Annotated in this window: 18 protein-coding genes and 3 pseudogenes; 11 read left to right on the top strand and 10 right to left on the bottom strand. The window is 43.5% G+C overall.

The window, feature by feature from the left end:
* Window positions 1-82: 82 nt before the first annotated feature.
* The 3 genes and pseudogenes from AB6D58_RS05445 to pnuC form a co-directional block, all read right to left on the bottom strand.
* A pseudogene (locus AB6D58_RS05445) lies at window positions 83-658 on the bottom strand (Crp/Fnr family transcriptional regulator); the annotation flags it as partial.
* Window positions 659-783: 125 nt separating this feature from the next.
* Window positions 784-1,512 (bottom strand): nucleoside phosphorylase, encoded by a 729-nt coding sequence (locus tag AB6D58_RS05440; RefSeq protein WP_372156649.1) that lies wholly within the window; start codon window positions 1,510-1,512, stop codon window positions 784-786.
* Between the two features lie 8 nt (window positions 1,513-1,520).
* Window positions 1,521-2,255, bottom strand: a complete 735-nt coding sequence (gene pnuC / locus AB6D58_RS05435) for a nicotinamide riboside transporter PnuC (RefSeq protein ID WP_017069647.1) — start codon at window positions 2,253-2,255, stop codon at window positions 1,521-1,523.
* Window positions 2,256-2,619: 364 nt separating this feature from the next.
* Between pnuC and AB6D58_RS05430 the strand changes: the two genes are divergently transcribed.
* Window positions 2,620-2,823: a hypothetical protein gene (locus AB6D58_RS05430; protein ID WP_017059106.1), complete on the top strand. Its 204-nt coding sequence runs from the start codon at window positions 2,620-2,622 to the stop codon at window positions 2,821-2,823.
* A 42-nt stretch (window positions 2,824-2,865) separates the two neighbouring features.
* Here AB6D58_RS05430 and AB6D58_RS05425 read toward each other — a convergent pair.
* Window positions 2,866-2,994, bottom strand: a pseudogene (locus AB6D58_RS05425) (ABC transporter substrate-binding protein); the annotation flags it as partial.
* A 34-nt stretch (window positions 2,995-3,028) separates the two neighbouring features.
* A complete protein-coding gene (locus AB6D58_RS05420; protein ID WP_102320058.1) occupies window positions 3,029-3,478 on the bottom strand; it encodes a PaaI family thioesterase in 450 nt (149 codons plus the stop codon).
* Between the two features lie 34 nt (window positions 3,479-3,512).
* Here AB6D58_RS05420 and AB6D58_RS05415 point away from each other — a divergent pair, with 34 nt between their 5' ends.
* The gene (locus tag AB6D58_RS05415; RefSeq protein ID WP_029235478.1) at window positions 3,513-3,791 is read left to right on the top strand and encodes a DUF134 domain-containing protein; all 279 of its coding nucleotides are present in this window, start codon (window positions 3,513-3,515) and stop codon (window positions 3,789-3,791) included.
* A 63-nt stretch (window positions 3,792-3,854) separates the two neighbouring features.
* On the opposite strand, the gene nqrM is transcribed toward AB6D58_RS05415, so the two are convergent.
* Both nqrM and AB6D58_RS05405 read right to left on the bottom strand, forming a co-directional pair.
* Complete coding sequence (nqrM, locus tag AB6D58_RS05410; RefSeq protein WP_017059103.1) at window positions 3,855-4,052, bottom strand: (Na+)-NQR maturation NqrM; 198 nt, start codon at window positions 4,050-4,052, stop codon at window positions 3,855-3,857.
* Entirely contained in the window at window positions 4,049-4,495 is a 447-nt protein-coding gene (locus tag AB6D58_RS05405) for a NifB/NifX family molybdenum-iron cluster-binding protein (protein WP_017059102.1), read from the bottom strand. The genes nqrM and AB6D58_RS05405 overlap by 4 nt, the downstream gene beginning before the upstream one ends.
* Window positions 4,496-4,968: 473 nt before the next feature.
* On the opposite strand from AB6D58_RS05405, the gene AB6D58_RS05400 reads away from it, so the two are divergent.
* The 8 genes and pseudogenes from AB6D58_RS05400 to AB6D58_RS05365 all read left to right on the top strand — a co-directional run bounded on the left by AB6D58_RS05400 (window position 4,969) and on the right by AB6D58_RS05365 (window position 14,377).
* Entirely contained in the window at window positions 4,969-5,691 is a 723-nt protein-coding gene (locus AB6D58_RS05400) for a DUF1007 family protein (RefSeq protein WP_136982811.1), read from the top strand.
* A gap of 94 nt (window positions 5,692-5,785) precedes the next feature.
* Window positions 5,786-6,883: a nickel/cobalt transporter gene (locus AB6D58_RS05395; RefSeq protein WP_017059100.1), complete on the top strand. Its 1,098-nt coding sequence runs from the start codon at window positions 5,786-5,788 to the stop codon at window positions 6,881-6,883.
* Between the two features lie 489 nt (window positions 6,884-7,372).
* A complete protein-coding gene (locus AB6D58_RS05390; RefSeq protein ID WP_372052219.1) occupies window positions 7,373-8,890 on the top strand; it encodes an esterase/lipase family protein in 1,518 nt (505 codons plus the stop codon).
* A 12-nt stretch (window positions 8,891-8,902) separates the two neighbouring features.
* Window positions 8,903-10,897, top strand: coding sequence for a choice-of-anchor X domain-containing protein (locus AB6D58_RS05385; RefSeq protein WP_372156646.1), 1,995 nt, complete (start codon window positions 8,903-8,905; stop codon window positions 10,895-10,897).
* Window positions 10,898-11,352: 455 nt separating this feature from the next.
* A complete protein-coding gene (locus AB6D58_RS05380; protein WP_372156643.1) occupies window positions 11,353-11,847 on the top strand; it encodes a YcxB family protein in 495 nt (164 codons plus the stop codon).
* Between the two features lie 79 nt (window positions 11,848-11,926).
* Complete coding sequence (locus AB6D58_RS05375) at window positions 11,927-12,652, top strand: metallophosphoesterase (protein WP_029235480.1); 726 nt, start codon at window positions 11,927-11,929, stop codon at window positions 12,650-12,652.
* 88 nt (window positions 12,653-12,740) lie between these two features.
* A pseudogene (locus AB6D58_RS05370) lies at window positions 12,741-13,079 on the top strand (LysR substrate-binding domain-containing protein); the annotation flags it as partial.
* A 128-nt stretch (window positions 13,080-13,207) separates the two neighbouring features.
* Entirely contained in the window at window positions 13,208-14,377 is a 1,170-nt protein-coding gene (locus AB6D58_RS05365) for an MFS transporter (protein ID WP_372156640.1), read from the top strand.
* A 987-nt stretch (window positions 14,378-15,364) separates the two neighbouring features.
* On the opposite strand, the gene AB6D58_RS05360 is transcribed toward AB6D58_RS05365, so the two are convergent.
* Window positions 15,365-15,505: a hypothetical protein gene (locus tag AB6D58_RS05360; protein ID WP_372156638.1), complete on the bottom strand. Its 141-nt coding sequence runs from the start codon at window positions 15,503-15,505 to the stop codon at window positions 15,365-15,367.
* Between the two features lie 271 nt (window positions 15,506-15,776).
* Between AB6D58_RS05360 and AB6D58_RS05355 the strand changes: the two genes are divergently transcribed.
* Entirely contained in the window at window positions 15,777-16,334 is a 558-nt protein-coding gene (locus AB6D58_RS05355) for a GGDEF domain-containing protein (protein WP_157938577.1), read from the top strand.
* Window positions 16,335-16,490: 156 nt separating this feature from the next.
* On the opposite strand, the gene AB6D58_RS05350 is transcribed toward AB6D58_RS05355, so the two are convergent.
* The gene (locus AB6D58_RS05350; RefSeq protein WP_017059089.1) at window positions 16,491-17,237 is read right to left on the bottom strand and encodes a nuclear transport factor 2 family protein; all 747 of its coding nucleotides are present in this window, start codon (window positions 17,235-17,237) and stop codon (window positions 16,491-16,493) included.
* Between the two features lie 197 nt (window positions 17,238-17,434).
* Window positions 17,435-17,935 carry a nuclear transport factor 2 family protein gene (locus AB6D58_RS05345; protein WP_017059088.1) on the bottom strand — a complete coding sequence of 167 codons (501 nt, stop codon included), beginning with the start codon at window positions 17,933-17,935 and terminating at the stop codon, window positions 17,435-17,437.
* Window positions 17,936-18,049: the final 114 nt, after the last annotated feature.

The raw sequence follows: 18,049 nt of genomic DNA, 5'->3' as shown, positions 1-18,049 counted from the left end.
TTGCCATTTCAACTCTCCTTTGGGTTGGAGAGTTGATCTTATTCTTCGTGCTGAAGGATTAGAATGCGGTGTTCATGGCACGCTTACGATACACTCTGCTCGATGTGCCAAAACGTTCCGCTTCTTGATTCACTTTATCGAAACCGCCTAACACAGTGTTAGTCTCGCTTTGAACCAATAAGTCGTAGGCAATGTTGTAGGTAATTGAGTGTAAAAGACGATTAGTGTAAATGCCCATAGAGTCTTGATAATCTTCCGCTAATGCAGAGGCGAAAAAGAACATCATCTCCGGATTTTCATGTAGCGCTTCTGATAGTTTCTGGATACAAATAACATCAACTTGCATGTGTTCATCAGCCACTACGTTCCACTGACAAGGGGTCTGCGTGAAAAACTCCATCTCACCGAAGATATGATAATCACAATTCACTTCGCCCAATTGAAAGCGTCGCCCATTAGCCGCCGAAATACTCATAGAGACTCTTCCAGCGGGCACTACATAAAGATACTGAAGCTGCTCACCTTGACGTAGGATTTCATCATTTTGATTGAAGTAACGAGAGTTAACTTGGTGTTAGTAGATGAGATCTCTAAATTCAGAGCTTTTTTGTTCTAAGTAGTTTTTAAAGCGTCCGCTTGAGTATGGTGCAATCTTCATACTTACTCTCTCATTGCATTACTGCTGTTTATATTCAAACGATTGTAACCACTTAAACCACAGGAGAGAACCCAATAAAAAAGCGACGGTCTCCCATCGCTTTCGTCTTGCATTTATTCAGGCTCTTATTGAGTAATTAATGCTTCCAGTGCCGCTAATGACGCTAGCCGCTCTCCTTGCATCATTACCTCTGCCTCATCGACATATTGCCCAACGCCCTCCTTTACATCTTGTTCGTACAAGACAACATTGTTCAAGATAGAAGCGACATTAAGCCCTCTCAAGCGTCCCACGGTAAACAGCGCGGATGTTTCCATGTCTGCACCTAAAATGCCTTTGCCATTCCAGTACTGACAAAGCGCCTTCTCGTCATCGGTATAAAAACTGTCGTGTGAGCGTACCGTGCCCAAATAGTAAGGTGTTGTTTGCTGCTGCAAGAACTTGTCTAGCTCTTTAAGCAGAGAGAAGCTTGCATAGGCGGGATACGACGGCTTAACGTAAGCGGTAGAACCACCCTCATCGCGAACCGCGCCCTCTGCAATAATTAGCTCACCAAGCCCGATATGTGACTGCATCGCACCTGCAGACCCTACTCTGATGATATGAGTCACACCACAAAACTTAAGCTCTTCTACCGCAATGATCATTGAAGGTGCACCAATGCCCGTGCTGCAAACCGATATCGCTTTACCTTGATATTGACCAGTGAAGATTCGATATTCACGGTTTTCAGAGACCAGTTCAGTATGTTCAAGCAAGTTAGCGATTCGATTCGCTCTATCTGGCTCACCACAAACAATAACTAACGGAGCAATTTGCGTTTCATCAACGCAGATATGAGGTTGCTTTGCCATCTTCACTCCTAAGAAGCCGTTGCTTGAGTTAACGATTTATCACTGTTTCGTTTAGCTGTGCGTGCCCACTCACGAGTACCGTTTGCCGCAATAAACATTAAGATTGCGTATTGAACAGACATTGCGTACACACCCTGCGTCGCATAAATACCAACGCTGATAATGTTAATCACAATCCACAGTATCCAGTTTTCAACATACTTACGTGTCATAAGAACTTGAGCAACAATAGATAGAATGGTCATCGTGGCATCCCAGAATGGGAACGCATCCGGTTCAAGCACTGGCTCCGCTAAATCCGCACCAAATAGATTCAGGCTATCTACCGCGATGTTTGCTAGCGCAAAAAAGAATGGGTCGATGTACATAGTTAACAAAGCAATAGAAATCGCACACGCTACGGCCGTTGCTACTAGTTTATTTTGGCTCAACCAACGAACTTCTAGCGTTTCACCTTGCTCATTAGGACGTGTCCATGCGTACCAACCGTAAATGTTGGCGCAAAAGAAAAAGAGTTGTAGAAGTAACAGTCCGTATAACTGAATTTGGAAAAAGATAACCGCGAATAAGGTGACATTCAGCAATCCGAACAGGTAGTTAATGGTTTTTTCTTGGCTTGCAAACCAAATACACAACAAACCAAACACGGTGCCGAATGCTTCAATCCAGCTCATTGCGTAGCCATCCCCTATTGGGATATTGACTAAAGTATTGTTGATATCAAGTAGAGCGAATAGGTCCATAGATGTGTCCTTTATTATTTGTTTTAGTGGCACCTATTTTATTGCGCCTCTCCAAATAAAAAGGAGGACATTTGTCCCCCCTAGAATGCATGCGATCATAAATCAGAATATTAAATCCGGAAAATCAATTTCACGGGAAGATGTCATAGCCCTCCCACAGTCTCGAACTCGAAACTCCAGCACCAGAACAGCCTCCTTCCAAAAACGGAATTTTAACTTACTGGCTAAACGCCGATATCGCGTTGACGGTTACGTTTGAGAAGCGCATGATTTTATTTCGAGCAGAATCGTTGTCTGGCGTGTTAACCGTGTAATCGCCCCAAAACTCGTTCTGTGCAACGTACTCAATTGAATGGCAGGTCACATGAATAAAGTAATTATGTTAGTAATGGGGCTGCTTTTTACCAGTCGATTGTTTGCCAGTATTGTTCCTCATGTTGGTCAACTTGAGCATGATGCGCCTATTCTCCTTCGCTCGGCATTGATTGTAGGGGTTGCGGCTTACGCGGTTTGGAGTGCATTTAAATACTTCAAAAAGATCAAGGCCTCAGATTCAGATCAACTGTAACGGCGAAAGTCCAAAAGCTTTTGAATAAGCCTCTAATTTCGATTACTGATCTGCGAAATAATCGACCAAGATTTTACGCCACTTTCGTGACTCACGAATCTTCAACAGGGCGCGGTTAATCTCTTCTTCGTACACGTTATTTTCAGTGATTATGAAACCGTAGTTGGACTTTTATAACTGATAAAACAACACCGCTATACCAAGCTTAAGTTTGATAGCTAGAAACTGACATAAACTGACTTTGTGCCGACGAACATAACTTTCCGCACTGAGTAATTTGGCTTTCTAGGAAGTAGATATTACGTCTACTTTTCACCCACTGGGCACGAACTTCCAGTTCTTGACCAATCAAAATCGGATGATGAAAACGAGAGGTTAAACTCACCGTCATCGCCTTGATATCATTCTGAAATAGACAATGCAACATCGCGCTGTCATGCAGTGTAGTGACAATGCCACCTTGCATGATGCCATCGTAGCCCTCAGTTTTATCTGTTGGTACAATCTTGGCTCTGGTTTTATATTTAGCTACTGCCTCATGCTTAGTTAAAGTGTCATGCTCGCCAATAGCTTCAAAGCAAATGGCGCTGTCGTTGAAAAAACCTTGGCTGCACACTTGGCAACGCCGATGATTGTGTGGAAAGAAAACCTTCATACTTACCTTTACCCATAGATTGCTAGAGATTGATATGGCTCGACCAAAAAAACATCGCCAGTTGTGTACCCGTACGGCTTACTCTTGTTTTAAGCCCAATGGTGTTCCTATGGACGAGCTTCATAAAGAAGAATTGCTATTGGAAGAGCTCGAAGCCTTGCGCTTGGCTGATCAAGAAGGCCTGAGCCAGCTTGAAGCCGCTGAACAAATGCAGGTGTCTCGCCAAACGTTCGGCAACATTATCAAGCGTGCACGAGCTAAAGTCGCCAAGTGCATCGTCAATGGTCACGCGTTGGTGATTCAAAGTAGTTAATTAACGTGTTAGCCAGAGGTTATTTAACTCAGTGAGCGAGAACTCTGATGCTTACTTCGATACTTAGCTTGATGGCTCAGTAATCTGATACAGCTTTTTGCTTTGCCCTTCACACACATCCTTGCAATTGCATTCACGCTCAATATCTAACTGCGCCAATCCTCCACAGCTGCCTTTGATTGGCTTGCGCGAAAAAATCACGCCTATCGCCATCAATGTAACGACTCCGACAAACCCCAATAGCGTCAACAAAAAGGTCATTGTCGGAACCCTCGAATAGCACCTAGCTGATTAGGCTGTACCATTAGAATCGAAGCTTGTTTTTTGTGCCCGTTTTCGCCGCACGTTTTATTGCCACACCCACTATTTCTCGGCTCGCGACCATAATCGAGATCGGTCACTTCCCGTAGATTGTCGAAATCCAAAGCCCCGATTTCTGCCTTACCTGTCGATGCCAAGACTCGAATATCGTTATTGAACAAGTGCGCCAGCATCTTCTTACCAATATAACGAACCACCACAGATTTCACATCGTAAGAACGGAGAACCGAAATCCATTGCTTCTTTTTATTGCAAGAGGTGTCGGAGTCAATCAAAGGAACAATCTGTTTTATCTGTCGTTGTTCATCGACAATCGCGATCTGTGGGGAACGAGCAAAGTGGTTGCCAACATGAAGGTCGCGACAAGGTACTGCGTATAACATAGTAACTTCCTGTTATTGATGATCAGGAGTTCAGCATACGCCCCATTATTGGCATATGCCAATAACTATCATGTGAAAAATAAGATTTACTGGATCGATAACTAAGATCACAAGCACCCAAACTTACCGTCATCTTCAGCCTATCTCAGTTACCTTTCAAATAACCATATATACTAGGGGTAGTATTTTACTGGGGGTATTTTTTGCGTTGTTAATGCCTGTTATCAAGAGCCAAGCTCAAACCCATTACAAAAAGGCCTCGCACAACCGAGAGCTTAATCGACTATTCAACGTCACACACTAGTCTGAATAATGTCGAATTAGGGGCCAATCAAAGATGTTTATAGGAAAAATAGGTTGGATTGAAAATCAAGAATTGCAGTCGGCTTCAATGTAAACAAGCTTATAATTTGAAGTGAACAACGCATCGGGTTGTTATAATATAACATCACACTAAATTACCATCATTTCTCATGAAACAGCCATTTATTCTAATCGATGTCATCAATCGCCTCTCCACACGCTATGTAAGCCGTTTCTCGACATGCTTTCGCTCTCTCAAGGGCTTGACTGTTGGCCTAGCATTATTGTGTTTTGCGCCAAATCTATATGCCCACCCTCACTCTTGGATAGAGATGAAAACTCATATTGAGGGAGAGAATGGCATGATCACCGGTCTCTCTATGGAGTGGTCTTTTGATGCAATGACCTCGATGTACATGTTGGATGGAGAAGACGTCTCTGCCGATACAGAAACTGAAACATTCAAAAAGCTCGCTGCGTCTGTAATCGAAAACATGATGTACGAGCACTACTTCACGTACTTTTATGATGGTAAAGAGCCCATCAAATATCAGGTGGTTGAGAACGCAAAGTTTGAGCGTGATAAAGCCAAGATGGTTCTAACATTTGACCTACCACTTTCTAAACCTAAGCCTGTGACACGAAACTCGCTTCGCGTATTGATTTTTGACCCTAGTTACTTTGTCGACATGTCGTGGCTATCCAACAGCGACGTGACATTGTCACCTGAACTAGCGAGACAATGCCATTTAGAATTAATCGAGCCTAACCCGACGCCAGAGCAAATGAGTTATGCAATGTCTTTACCTGTCGATGCAGATCCAGATAACACGCTAGGCCAACTGTTTACACAATCGGTTGAGCTTCATTGTGCGGCGGTTCCCGCTTCTTAGTCGCAGTGGTTCGTTTCAGCCTTTAAGTCAGCGTCTAGCTGATTAAGCATGGCAACTAATTAACAGAAAGATTTCAGATATAGGTTCTTGTTAAATGAAGAAAAATCAATCCAAAATCAATCACTACCTCATTGGTGCTGGTGCGTTCGTGCTTATTGCTATTGGTGCGTATCAACTGTGGTCCATGTGGCCATCGTTAGTTATCTCTAGCATTCAATGGCAAAGAGAAGTCAATTCAGAACTTGCAGACCTGCTCTATGAAGCTAAATCCAACCCTTGGGGCGCAGGCAGTTACCTTATCGGGTTCAGCTTTATCTATGGCATGCTTCATTCTTTGGGGCCTGGGCACGGCAAAGTTATCGTGTCGACTTACTTAGCGACTCACCCAACCAAAGCCAAGGCGAGTTTAGTGCTTACGGTCGTCTCCGCTTTTTTACAAGCATTGGTCGCAATCTTACTAGTAAGCGTGTTGCTGTGGGGCTTTAGTGCTTCCATGCGAGTAGTGAATGACAAAGCGAATATGTTTGTTTCATTAAGCTTTGCCTTAGTCGCGGTCGTCGGCGCACTTATATGTTGGAAGGCTTTGAAAAACATCTACACCGCTATGCGTAAGCCTAAGCTGAAAGTGAAAGCCATCACTACACTCGCAACAGACACAGCTGCGACAATTTCAGCGCGTTCGCCAATGGCACTTCGTTCATCAATATCAGCCCCTTCTCCGATAATCGACGCTACTAGCACAATGCAAGCCGCAGCTAACACTCATGCAGATCATTCTCATGCCGACTGTGGGTGCGGCCACCAGCATGTAGCCGATGCAGACGCAATCAACAAAGCCTCAACGCTCCGAGAATATGCTGGAATTATAGTGACGATTGGCGTAAGACCGTGCACCGGAGCCATCATGGTACTGCTTTTCGCAAACATGGTTGGCCTATATTGGATGGGGGTTGTCAGTGCTTTTTCCATGGCGATTGGTACTGCTTTCACAACCTCGACGATTGCTATAATGACACTAACAGGCAAGAACTTGGTAAAACGCTATTTGGCAGCAGGTAACAAGAATAACAGTGCTTCACTAAAAGCCGCAGGTCATTATTTACAGCTATTCGGTGGTGTTTTACTTGTCTTAATTGGCTTGTTGCTAATGAGTGGACAAGACAGCGGTATGTCGCCTGTTTTCACTATGTAGCGAACGATGTAATAACAAACCTCAGTTTATTGCGACCTTTACTATTTTTACTAAAAAACACTAGCCCTTATCTCTCAAATCTGAATTAACAGCCACATAATTTCTACTAACCTAACTTTGCACAGCCAGTTAGGTTAGTAGTCAGCCATTCAGAACAGCGCGCTCTATGTAGTTCTGTAACAAACCTACATCCAACTTTGATTTTCCTATTCTTAGCTACTCTTTCATAAACTAACTTAGATTGTTCTAACAATATTAGAGCACTATCCCCCTCCTTTTGAAAATAAGGACATAACTTCCGCAATCCAGAAACTGCGATCGCACTCTTCCTATTTTGAAAAAAAATAGAGCAGCAGTTTTATCAATTGAGTAACAAGCCGAAATTATACCCAATAAATTTCACATCAAACTCCAAGCCTTTACCTTACAACTACAGATAGAGCTTTCTTCAACCAAATTCTTGGATAACCTATACTCAAAGGTAAACAAATGAAACTATACATTCCGAGCGCCACGCTCAGTGTTTTGTTACTTTCTCCGAGTTTCGCGAGTGCCGAAGATATACCTGATTCATACGAATTGCGTAATTTTTCGATGCGCTCACAAAGCTCTGGGATAGCCCCACCGCAAGAAGAACTCGGCGTTTATGTTGTGAATTCGGGTCCTGGTCTGGATACCGGTTGTACCTATGCTTCTGGCGGACCTCTACTTATCTCTTTACCTGTTCCTATGGTCGTCAGCCCCAACGTTTTACAAAGTGACGGGAGAATTGCTCCGAGTAAACTGGGCGATATGCAGCAAAAAGGCGTTATCGGTTCTAACGCAAGGATCAGCATGCCGGTCTTCGACATAGACTCCAATGCCAACGTCAGTAATATTGCTCCAGAAATAGATATCGTATCTTTTAACGGAAAGTCTTTAGGTACGCTGCAAGGCGCTGATAACCGTTGGACGGATACTAACCTTCAAGTCGATATCAGTGATGTCAAGTTCGGCCAAAACAATGAGATTCGCGTCGATATTGATACTGGCAATACGGGAGACAACTGGTGTATGTCTGTCGATTGGGTCTCAATCGAGTTTGATGTTGCCATTCCTGTGATTCTTGCTCATGGCATTGCTGCACAATCAGACACTTGGGATGATGATACGGCTCCAGGCGTGCTTTCTACACTTGATGACTATGGCATTCGTTATACTCGTTTCTCTGCTGACAAAAATGGAACCACAGCGACTAACGCTAATATCTTGAACAACAAAATTCAGGGTTTTCTCGATGAGTTGAAATCCGACAAAGTTCACGTCATTGCACACAGTAAAGGCGGGCTAGATACCCAAAACCTCAAAGCACTTAGCCCTTCCTTTGAGATAACCTCCCTTTCTACTTTCTCCACACCTCACCTTGGTAGCGTCGCAGCAGATTTGTCGGTGATAAAAATGGACCACTACGCCGATATCTACAGTAACGTCAGTACCGATCCAAATAATTACGCTGGCAAGTACATGCAACTCCCAAATATTCCGTTTGCGGGTCCTAAAATGCCTGGTATCCGTGATCTAACAACGGATACAGCATCAAACGCGATCCAAATGCGTACTCGCGGCAATATTGCAAATACATTTTCTATTGGGGCAAATGCCGATCTCAACCAAGACGGTGTTATTGAGAAAGATCCTGATATCGTTGGCCTATTCCCATGGGGATCGCGTTGGGCAGGCGTTACCGCTTGGCAGGCGCTAAGAAGCTTTAGTTCTGCGGCCTACCTCGATACTCAAACTCAACCGGTCACAATGCCAAGTGTGCATGGACCACAAGCTCATCCAATCACCATAGTCAGTTACCAAGCCATTCAAACAGTACCGCAAGAAAATGATGTTGTTGTGACCTTGGCAAGCGCTAACCCAAGTTATACCAATGCATTGGGTAACGTATTGGCTAACCACTCAACAATGAAAACGGGACAAAACGTTGAACGTTTTCTACAACAAATTATTTCAATGCGCTAAGGAGTGGCCACAATGAAATTCATCAAGCAATTAGTGATGGTGTTCAGTCTTTTCTGTACCTTCATCACACCGGCTATCGCCAGTAATGCAATACCCGTTGGGATGAGTACAAGCACGACACTATCTCAACCAGTGACTAGTAACGATAACGAAGTCACAATGCTATTTACCATCGACAAAGCGGAAGCCCTAAAAGCAGAAATCATCGTGCCGTTGGATGATGCAACCGTATATTTAGTCAAGCCTAACGGGCAAGTCGCAACATCATCCAATGATGTGCAAGCGAACATACTTTCAGGTGACACACAAAGTCCGCCGCTACCGGGCAGCTATTTATTTTTGCCTGAAGTAACTAACCCTGAACCTGGCGAATGGAAGATTGTCGTTGATTTTCCAAACCCAAGTTACAACACAGTAATTATTGCTCAGGTTGCGATCCAATCCCCTATTGCGTTTGGCATGGCGATAGCTGCAAACCAATTTGTGGTCGGTGAACCAGTTCCCGTTTCTGCATTACTGACAAACAAAGGGAATCCAATCACAGGTGCCCAAACCAGCGCAGTGATCATTGATGAAGCTGGAATAAAAACACGCCTGACGCTTAAAGATGAGGGTGTCAATTTCGATGCTATTGCTAAAGATGGTGTCTACAGCAATATTTTCGTTCCACCCGCTGAAGGGGATTATCTAATTGAAGGCATAACGTCTTTTGAAGAATATGGAACAACTATCACTCGCCAGACAAGTAAAAAAATCCACGTACTACCCTCTGACATTGAATTTGTCAGCCTCTCACTCGCTCCACTGTTTTCCTCTGAAGGCTGTGTTATTGCCTTAGAGCAGCGCTTGGAACTTGATGTTAAATCCGCGGGGGATTTTGCCATTCATGGTTACCTCACCGATGGAATTGACGAGCTGAACACAAGCAAACGTCTGCAACTCAAACCTGCGAAGCAAATCGTCACTCTACAGTACTCAACTGAAGATATTTTTGGCGCGTTTGATTCAGCGTCTACTTTGACCTCCAACCCGACGATCATCTACGCAATCACTCAAGATGACATACGAATTTCAGCCCCTCGAATTCAGTTTGAAGAATTTATTGATTTAGCATCTTTTGAGCGTTGCCGCGAACCGATTGAAGTCACGGGGAGTTTAGTCACCACACCGACTATGTCGCAAGATGGAACCTACATTGATTCGCTGAGTTTTGAGTTTCCTATCCATGTTACGCGCAGTGGAACTTACACAGGTTCGGTAAATATCGTTGGTGCAGCCGGAGAGTATTTAGAGCTAGTGAGTTTCCAAGAACCGCTTGAGGCTGGCGAAAACACCATCAAGTTTACCGTTCCTGGTGACACGTTTAAGCAAGCCGATGGTCCTTATGAACTGAACGCACTGCTAATCTACAGTGGCGTTGACTCCTATCGACAAGGAGTTCTCGGTCAAACTCCACCATACCAAGCCTCTGATTTCAGTCCGCCAGTGAATGTGACCCTCCCCTCTAACCTATTCGGTTTGGAAAGAGAAAACTGGCAAGCAACCCCGGCAACACAAGTCACGCAACATCGTGTCGGTGGTTACTTGAGAGCGGGGGCTTCAATCCCATACGACTACGAAACACTAGCGAGTTTTGACTTAAGTGAGGTTCGAGGGAAAATCAAACAGGCTACGCTTATTGTTGACTTCGGAGATTCAACCCTTCAATTTCCATTCAACAATGTGACTGCGCATATCGTTAATCAAACTTGGTCTCCAAACACACTGGATTACGACACGTTCTGTGAGTCTTTTACAATATGTACAGCATGGAGTAATCCACTCACTACATTCAACAACGTAGAAGCAGGTCAAACGCTTAGGTTTACCAACTCTAAACTATTAGAAGCATTAAATGAGAAGAGAGTGTCTGGGTTGAACAAACTAGATATTGCTCTTACCTCTTCTCCCTATGAAAGAAGTTTCTTCATTAACGTTAAGCAGGTGTCATTATTCATCGAGTACTGATCCTAAAACTGAAATAGAATAAGGCCATGCCCAAGGTATCGCTTTGGGTATGGCCTCTCAGAGTGAACGGTGATGAACTTTGCAAGCTTCATATATTTATTCTGTTAGAGCACCCTCAACAGCAGTGATAAAGCACACTAATCACTATAGACTCCATCAACCAACAAAATGAGATCGAAGTTTTATCCAAAAATGCCAGTAGTCCCAACAACCGGGTGACTCCACAGGTCTATCCATCCCATCACCAATTTTTTAGGTGACTTTAAAGATGCCCCTACACTAGTCTGATAGCTAAAGTTAGAATAGACCCGTTAAGTATCATCGATTTACAAAACAGAGCCAAAATATCTAAATAAAAACAGTGAGAAGCGATACAATAATCAAGTTGCAAAATTGCAGCGTGGGACACCTGCCCACTGACAGCCCATTCACAGAGAACCATAAAGTAGCCTCACATGTCTAAAGAACCCGGTTTCACTACAGAATACAAACTCGACCAGACGTTTTTCGCGGAGTGTTATGATCAAACTAGCCTTCCGACTCAATTTCCAAAAGCCTACTTAAAAGGAATACTGTTTCTTATTTTTGGTGTGGTTCTGCTGGAGTTTGAACTATTACCTAACGGCTATGTTGGCTGGTTCTTTATTGTTTTGAGTGTGATTGAAGCATTCAGTGTGTACTGCAAAAGAACCTGGTGGTTATGGCGACAAAAAATCAGCTCAGGCGCAGGCAGCAAAATTGTCTTTCAAGGTGACGCTAACGGAGTAAGTTACAAAAACCACAAAGCGACCAACACCATCGCGTGGAGTGACATCGACCAACTTGAGCAGACCGATCTTGGTTTTATCCTGCATATCGGTAAACAGCGCCAATATGTGAGTAAATCTTGTTTAAACGATGAAGCTATTGCCTTCATGATTGAACACCACGCCGCATCAAAAGCGAAATAACACCAATAAATGCCTGCTGATTTAGCAGGCATTTTTCTATCACTTTTAATTCTACGTATCGAATTACCGGACAATAACAATGAATACCGTGTACCAAATCAGTGATTGCCACCTTTCCGATGAATCCAGCTATGAGAACCTGCGCAGAGCACTGGAATACGTCAACAAAGACACGGCATGCAAGACCATCTTTCTGACTGGTGATATTTGTTGTAACCCAAAGTCTGGCGACTACGTTCGATTAGAGGCATTCATTAGGCAACACATTAGCGACCAATCCATTTACGTGATTGCGGGTAATCATGATGACTCTCGCTTAATGCGCACAGAGCTAAAAGGCTCGACGATTTATGTCACCGACAAAGCCACCATCGGTGAACGAGAGTTTGTGTTCCTAGACTCAAGCTTCAAGCCGCTAGACAGCCGCCACCCACTTGGTTCAGGGCGTATTGATAACCGCGGCATGGCTCAGCTAAAACAACAATTGAGAAAGGCCAATGATCCTATCGTGGTTGTTCACCACCCTGTCATTCCAGTCGGTGCAGATTGGATGAAAGCGATCCGCCTAGAGAACGATACTGATGTGATGAAAGTGCTTCGAAAATATCGCGTTCGTGACGTGTTCTGCGGTCATGGCCATGATGAAATAACAGCGACACAGCAAGGCATAACTCAATATATGGCCCCGTCGACAGCCTATGGCTTTGACCACTCGATCAATGAATACAATCGCAGCGAGAAGATAGGATTAAGTCGAATCTCGTTCTGTACTGATTCCATCAACTACCAAGCTGTCTATTTTTGAACCCTATCTTACTGTCTTAAACCTCATAGATTAGCTTTCAAATAAACCAAACTATATAGAGCTATGCCAATAGAAGAGGCTTGCGGCGATTCAATTTATCTTATTTGAACGTGAACAAGCGGTAGGATTATTTGACTCCATCATTACTCAATGTGACCTATCTGGATTCTCTCCAAATATAAAAAAACAACCCAACAACATGCAAACCGTGTTAACCCAAGTCTCTTCTGGCTTAGGTGTATCTATCGCACCGCATGCAATTCGTGATTTACGCAGTGAGGGATGTGTATTTGTTAATCTTGAATCTGTGGACGTACAAATGCCATTAGTGATGACACACCATTCGCATACTCTATCCCCTACAGCCAGTGTCTTTGTTGCTGTCGTACAGAGTGAAATTGAGGCGATTCAACAAAACATGGCTTAGAAAGTTATCTATACCATATTCGTATAGAATTTAAATCAAATGGTTATTTTTGTTATTCAATCGCTAACCTTAGACTTAGCTCATCGAAATCATTCATTAAAACGATGAACCAAAGTTAAGGTGTCACCATGTCAAAATTGACTACAGAAGTGTTGAGCACAGGACGTTTATTACTGATGTCGAGCGCAGTCTCGGCAACTGCTGCAAACCTTTATTATAACCAACCCATCTTACCTAAGATCGGCGCAGAGCTAGGGTTAACAAGCGAACAGCTAGGCGCAGTGCCAGCTGCCGGTCAGATTGGTTATGCCGTGGCATTGCTATTCTTATCGCCCTTAGGAGACACGTTACCCCGCAGACGCCTAATAGCGATCTTGTCTGTCATGTTGGTGTTGTCATCTTTTGTCGCGTTTACTGCATCTAGCTTAGTGGCTCTGGTTGTTTCGTGTTTTGCGATTGGTTTGAGTGCCAACATCACTCAGCAGCTGATTCCATTTGCAGCGTCACTAAGTACTCCAGAAACGAAAGGAAAAGTCATTGGCACATTAATGACAGGCCTAACTGTGGGCATCTTGCTTTCGCGTACACTCAGTGGGTTCATCGGTGAGCAGTTTGGGTGGCGCGCGGTATTTATGATGTCAGCAATTATTGCGATGGTCTTTGGTGTGTTGCTGTATGCCTTTTTACCGACGAACACGCCGACAACGAAAATACCTTACCTTAAACTGGTTGCGAGCATGGCCACGTTAATCAAGCAGCATGCGACACTGCGTACTTCCGCTTTAACTGGCGCGCTTTGGTTTGCTTCGTTCAATGCGCTGTGGGCGACGTTAGCTCTGCATGTCAGTGAATCTCCGTTTAACTACAATGCACAACAGGCAGGAATGTTTGGTGTTATTGCTCTTGCTGGAGTCATTGGAGCAAAAGTTTCAGGGTCACTGGTGAGCAAGTTTGGCTCTCGAAACATGATCAGTATGGCGTTAGTTATTATTACTGCTGGTTTTATTATATCGGGGCTTTTCGCTGACACATTGGCTGGATTGATCGTCGGTATCATTCTCATCGACCTTGGGGTATTTAGCGCTCAAGTATCGAACCAAGTACGCGTATTCTCAATTGACCCACAAGCTCAAAGTCGTATCAACGGAATCTATATGCTTGGCTACTATCTCGGTGGTGCGTTTGGTTCATTTGTGGGAATTCAGGTATTTGAACGTGCGGGTTGGATTGGTGTTGTGGGCTTTAGTATTGCAGTCGTGATATTGAGTTTTATCGTTAACCGTTCAAATAAGCAATAAGTCACCTCGTCTTAATTCTTGAACTTACCAATATGCACAACGGATATTCACTCTGTAATTGATAGCAAATTACCACCCAGTGATTTGCTATCGTTCTAGATCTAATAAGGCAGTAGTAACTCTACTCTCTCAAGTTTTGAATATCATGATTCTCAAACAAGCTTTCCCGCCTAGAGCGCTGTTATGCCTTTGCGAGATGATCTTGGTCTATTCTTATCATTTAGACGACTGAGTTCCGAGGCTTTGAGTATGAATAAACTGTTTTTAATCTTATTGGTTTTTCTTTTGTCCGGATGCGGAACAAGTGATAGTGCTTTGATTGAGAGTGGTCACAACACCTCTTAGATACAAGGTTTTCATGACGGTAGGCATAGCGGCATGCAAGAAAGCGGCAATAGCTTCGAAAACTACATAAAAGATGGAAAGCGTTTTGAATCAGACAGTGACTACAAGCAAGGCTGAATCGCGGGTGAGTCTGAGGGGAAAAAGCTACAAGCAGAAGCAACAGCGATCGGTAAAGGTGCCGCTGCTAGTTATCCTCAAAAATCGACAACGACGGATTTAGATGAAGTAGCAAAAGACACCTTAAAAGGCGTCGATACATCGGGCTTAGAGAATTTAAAATAAAGGTATAACAAAGCTAAGGTTAGGCTCCTGAATAACTCGCACCTTGCCCTACGCTTACAAATGCACCTGAGCAAAAATTGATCTGCATCAGTATGTAGTTTAATAATGATTAACTACTAAACATTCATAATACAAATTGCGCAATACTGAATTGAGAGAGTTCATTTTTACGTTGTTGGTGATTTCATGGATGTACACACCTTAGCTATATATACCTCTTTGTTAGCAGCTACGGTTGCGAGTGCTATGTTGTTAACGCATAAATATATACTCGCAGGCACCACGTTAGGGGTAAATTATATTGCTTATGCTGCTTGGCTGTTAGGAGCCAGTGTTACCCCCGCTTTCGTTCGGCGTTACTCAATCTTCAGAATCCACTGTTTTTCTTTCCAATGGTGCATACGCAACGGCTTTTGGTTTGTTACTCGTCGGTATAACCGTGTTACGCGGAGCAAGTCGATCTTTTCTCGTAATATCAATCATCATTAGCTCCCTTGGCATTAGCTTCTTCCTTTATAGCGCCCTAATTGCGCCTTCTGTAACTTCTAGGATCGAGGCTCGAAGTATTCTCGTTGTGACGATATGTATCTTAGCCCTCTGTGCAAACTATTCAGGGGAAAAGCACGATAACAGAGAAGCAAAGTGTCTGTTGAATCTGACCCTGTTTATCAACATTCTCTATATGGCAATTAGGGGCGTACTTGCTCATACCAAAGGAACGAATTCGAACTATTACCTGATATCAGATATTCATAAATTGTCTTTCGTTATCATGACAATCACAATTGTTAGCCTCGCATTTTCAGTGTTTTGGATCTTAACTGATCGTTTGTTTAAGCAGACCTATCGTTCATCGATCACTGATGAACAAACCGGCCTTTATAACCGTAGAGGCCTAGCAGAACTGATACCCAAGCTTGTTCAACCAGGCCGAGAGAGTGACATTTCTGTACTGATTGCCGACCTAGATCACTTCAAAAAAATTAATGATACCTATGGTCATGACAAGGGAGATGATGTGATTAAGTACTTTGGTCAAATTCTTGAAGATACATGCCGCACAAGCGATTTCTGTTTTCGCTATGGTGGAGAAGAGTTTGTTGTCATGCTACCTAGAGCGAATAAAGTTCAAGCAATGCAGATAGCTGAAAGAATAAGAAACCACGCAAAACACAACTCCAATCAAGAGCTCTCTTCTGGCACGTATACTGTCAGCATTGGAGTGACTCAAGCCCTCATAAACGATGACTGGAATTCATTAATTAAAAGAGCGGATAACGCCCTCTACGACGCAAAATCTCAAGGGCGCGATTGCATTGTTGAGCGTTAAGGCGAGTTGTAAAACAGTGTAAATACTCTTCCATCACAAAACATGTTGGCTAAGATTCAAGAGGTTAAACACACACAACCAGTAAGGTTAGCAAGGATGCGCTTTTTCGGTTTGTTTTAGCGATAGCATTATTGGCGTAACTCCCTTAAAGCGACTCTAGAACTTCCCGCCATTTACCCATTCTGCTTTTGGTGGCACGGGCTCTTGGTTTACCCATATCTCTTTAATTTGACCTCCCTCAACTCGGAATAGATCAAAACGCGCAACCTCGAGACCATTATCAATAACTCGGCTGTAAGCTGCTACGAAGTTACCTTGACCGACAATCTTGAACACTTGGTCATAGCCACCAATATAGCTATCTAAAGGGCTCACATCTGAGGCTTGATAAACGGCTAGCTCTTCGTGCTGGAGATACTTTGATAGCTTGTCTTTCTGCCCTAGTACCATGACATCACATAAAAAATCACGGATAAGGTTCTTATTCTCCTCTGTTTTATCTAAGTCAGTATGATTGATTGGCCCTTGCAGTCGACCTTCCCCTTCCGTCGGTTGAGCTTCGAAGGCAGAAATCACATCCCAATGTTCAATAATTTTATCGTCATTATCGGTATCGAATAGATCCGTAGTCACCCACTTATATTCGCCATTATTAATATCTTGGAATGCTTGAACAAACACGAATTGGCCATCTACGATTGAGCGTATGATCTTTATGTCTCTAACAGGGCAGCGTTTTAAGAACGGTTCGAAGAACTCAACAAAACCATCAATACCGTTGCGAACCCCAGTGCTATGTTGAGTATAACGTTGACCGGTGTACTTCGTTACCGCCTCTAATGCATGACCATCTCGGATACCTTCCATATACAGATTAGTCGCATTCGCTAGCTTATTGCTCATAGATAGTTTCTCCAAACTTAATAGTGCCAAAGTACGTTATTTGGCTCGTACACTGAAACTCAGAACTAGATTGTCTCAGGTGTCCTTTTAACTGTCGGATTGTTGAATAGGCTCTTCGCGTCGCTATTCAAAACCAAGTTAAGCTCGATATACGTCTACAGCATATCGAGCCTTTACAACCTAATTGGTCACTGTGGTTACTGTTTGGCGTGATAAGCTTTAGATACTGCGTAGCTATCCTCAAACCAGTTCCAACTCTTCACTTTGCCATCTTCAACCTGAACTCGAACCGCCCAGCTGAATTTACCCGTGTCTACACCAGATTCATTCGCAATGGCACTCATGCTGCCCATGAATACTGCTTGGTCGCCGTTTACAAAACTATAGTCTGTTGACCAGCTTGTGACTTTCAAACCTGCGCCAAATAGAGGAAAGAAAGTGTTGAGCACTTTTTCTTTTGACTCCCAGTTACCGATCCAAGGGATGTCGGCGTCACCTTCGTTGTGCCAGACAAAATCATCGGCCATTAATGACTCGAGTTTTGCCATATCACCTGAGCCTGCCGCCCATAAGAATGCTTGAGCCGTTTCTAGTGTCTTTGCTGAATCGACTGCTTTTGTTTCATCTGCAAGGGCTGGAGTGAATTGAAAGAAAGCCAGAAGACTCGCTAGACCGATAAGTAGATTTTTCTTTAACATTTTCTTTCTCCTGATTGTCAATTTTGAAGCTCAATGCGTGGGAGATTAAAAGTGCCATCAGTGCATGCTTTGAACTTCAGTTCTGTTTGTTGCCTTGTTGAGATAACTATAGCT

The organism is Vibrio sp. 10N.239.312.D08 (assembly GCF_041466145.1).
GTDB classification, from domain to species: domain Bacteria; phylum Pseudomonadota; class Gammaproteobacteria; order Enterobacterales; family Vibrionaceae; genus Vibrio; species Vibrio crassostreae_C.
Note: the sequence above shows the minus strand (reverse complement) of the source record. Positions and strands in the feature narration are given on the sequence as shown.

Coding starts and splice junctions, on each gene's coding strand:
- AB6D58_RS05440 (WP_372156649.1), bottom strand. CDS start 1,512: ATGGCAAAGCAACCTCATATCTGCGTTGATGAAACGCAAATTGCTCCG.
- pnuC (WP_017069647.1), bottom strand. CDS start 2,255: ATGGACCTATTCGCTCTACTTGATATCAACAATACTTTAGTCAATATC.
- AB6D58_RS05430 (WP_017059106.1), top strand. CDS start 2,620: ATGAATAAAGTAATTATGTTAGTAATGGGGCTGCTTTTTACCAGTCGA.
- AB6D58_RS05420 (WP_102320058.1), bottom strand. CDS start 3,478: ATGAAGGTTTTCTTTCCACACAATCATCGGCGTTGCCAAGTGTGCAGC.
- AB6D58_RS05415 (WP_029235478.1), top strand. CDS start 3,513: ATGGCTCGACCAAAAAAACATCGCCAGTTGTGTACCCGTACGGCTTAC.
- nqrM (WP_017059103.1), bottom strand. CDS start 4,052: ATGACCTTTTTGTTGACGCTATTGGGGTTTGTCGGAGTCGTTACATTG.
- AB6D58_RS05405 (WP_017059102.1), bottom strand. CDS start 4,495: ATGTTATACGCAGTACCTTGTCGCGACCTTCATGTTGGCAACCACTTT.
- AB6D58_RS05400 (WP_136982811.1), top strand. CDS start 4,969: ATGAAACAGCCATTTATTCTAATCGATGTCATCAATCGCCTCTCCACA.
- AB6D58_RS05395 (WP_017059100.1), top strand. CDS start 5,786: ATGAAGAAAAATCAATCCAAAATCAATCACTACCTCATTGGTGCTGGT.
- AB6D58_RS05390 (WP_372052219.1), top strand. CDS start 7,373: ATGAAACTATACATTCCGAGCGCCACGCTCAGTGTTTTGTTACTTTCT.
- AB6D58_RS05385 (WP_372156646.1), top strand. CDS start 8,903: ATGAAATTCATCAAGCAATTAGTGATGGTGTTCAGTCTTTTCTGTACC.
- AB6D58_RS05380 (WP_372156643.1), top strand. CDS start 11,353: ATGTCTAAAGAACCCGGTTTCACTACAGAATACAAACTCGACCAGACG.
- AB6D58_RS05375 (WP_029235480.1), top strand. CDS start 11,927: ATGAATACCGTGTACCAAATCAGTGATTGCCACCTTTCCGATGAATCC.
- AB6D58_RS05365 (WP_372156640.1), top strand. CDS start 13,208: ATGTCAAAATTGACTACAGAAGTGTTGAGCACAGGACGTTTATTACTG.
- AB6D58_RS05360 (WP_372156638.1), bottom strand. CDS start 15,505: ATGCCAAGGGAGCTAATGATGATTGATATTACGAGAAAAGATCGACTT.
- AB6D58_RS05355 (WP_157938577.1), top strand. CDS start 15,777: ATGACAATCACAATTGTTAGCCTCGCATTTTCAGTGTTTTGGATCTTA.
- AB6D58_RS05350 (WP_017059089.1), bottom strand. CDS start 17,237: ATGAGCAATAAGCTAGCGAATGCGACTAATCTGTATATGGAAGGTATC.
- AB6D58_RS05345 (WP_017059088.1), bottom strand. CDS start 17,935: ATGTTAAAGAAAAATCTACTTATCGGTCTAGCGAGTCTTCTGGCTTTC.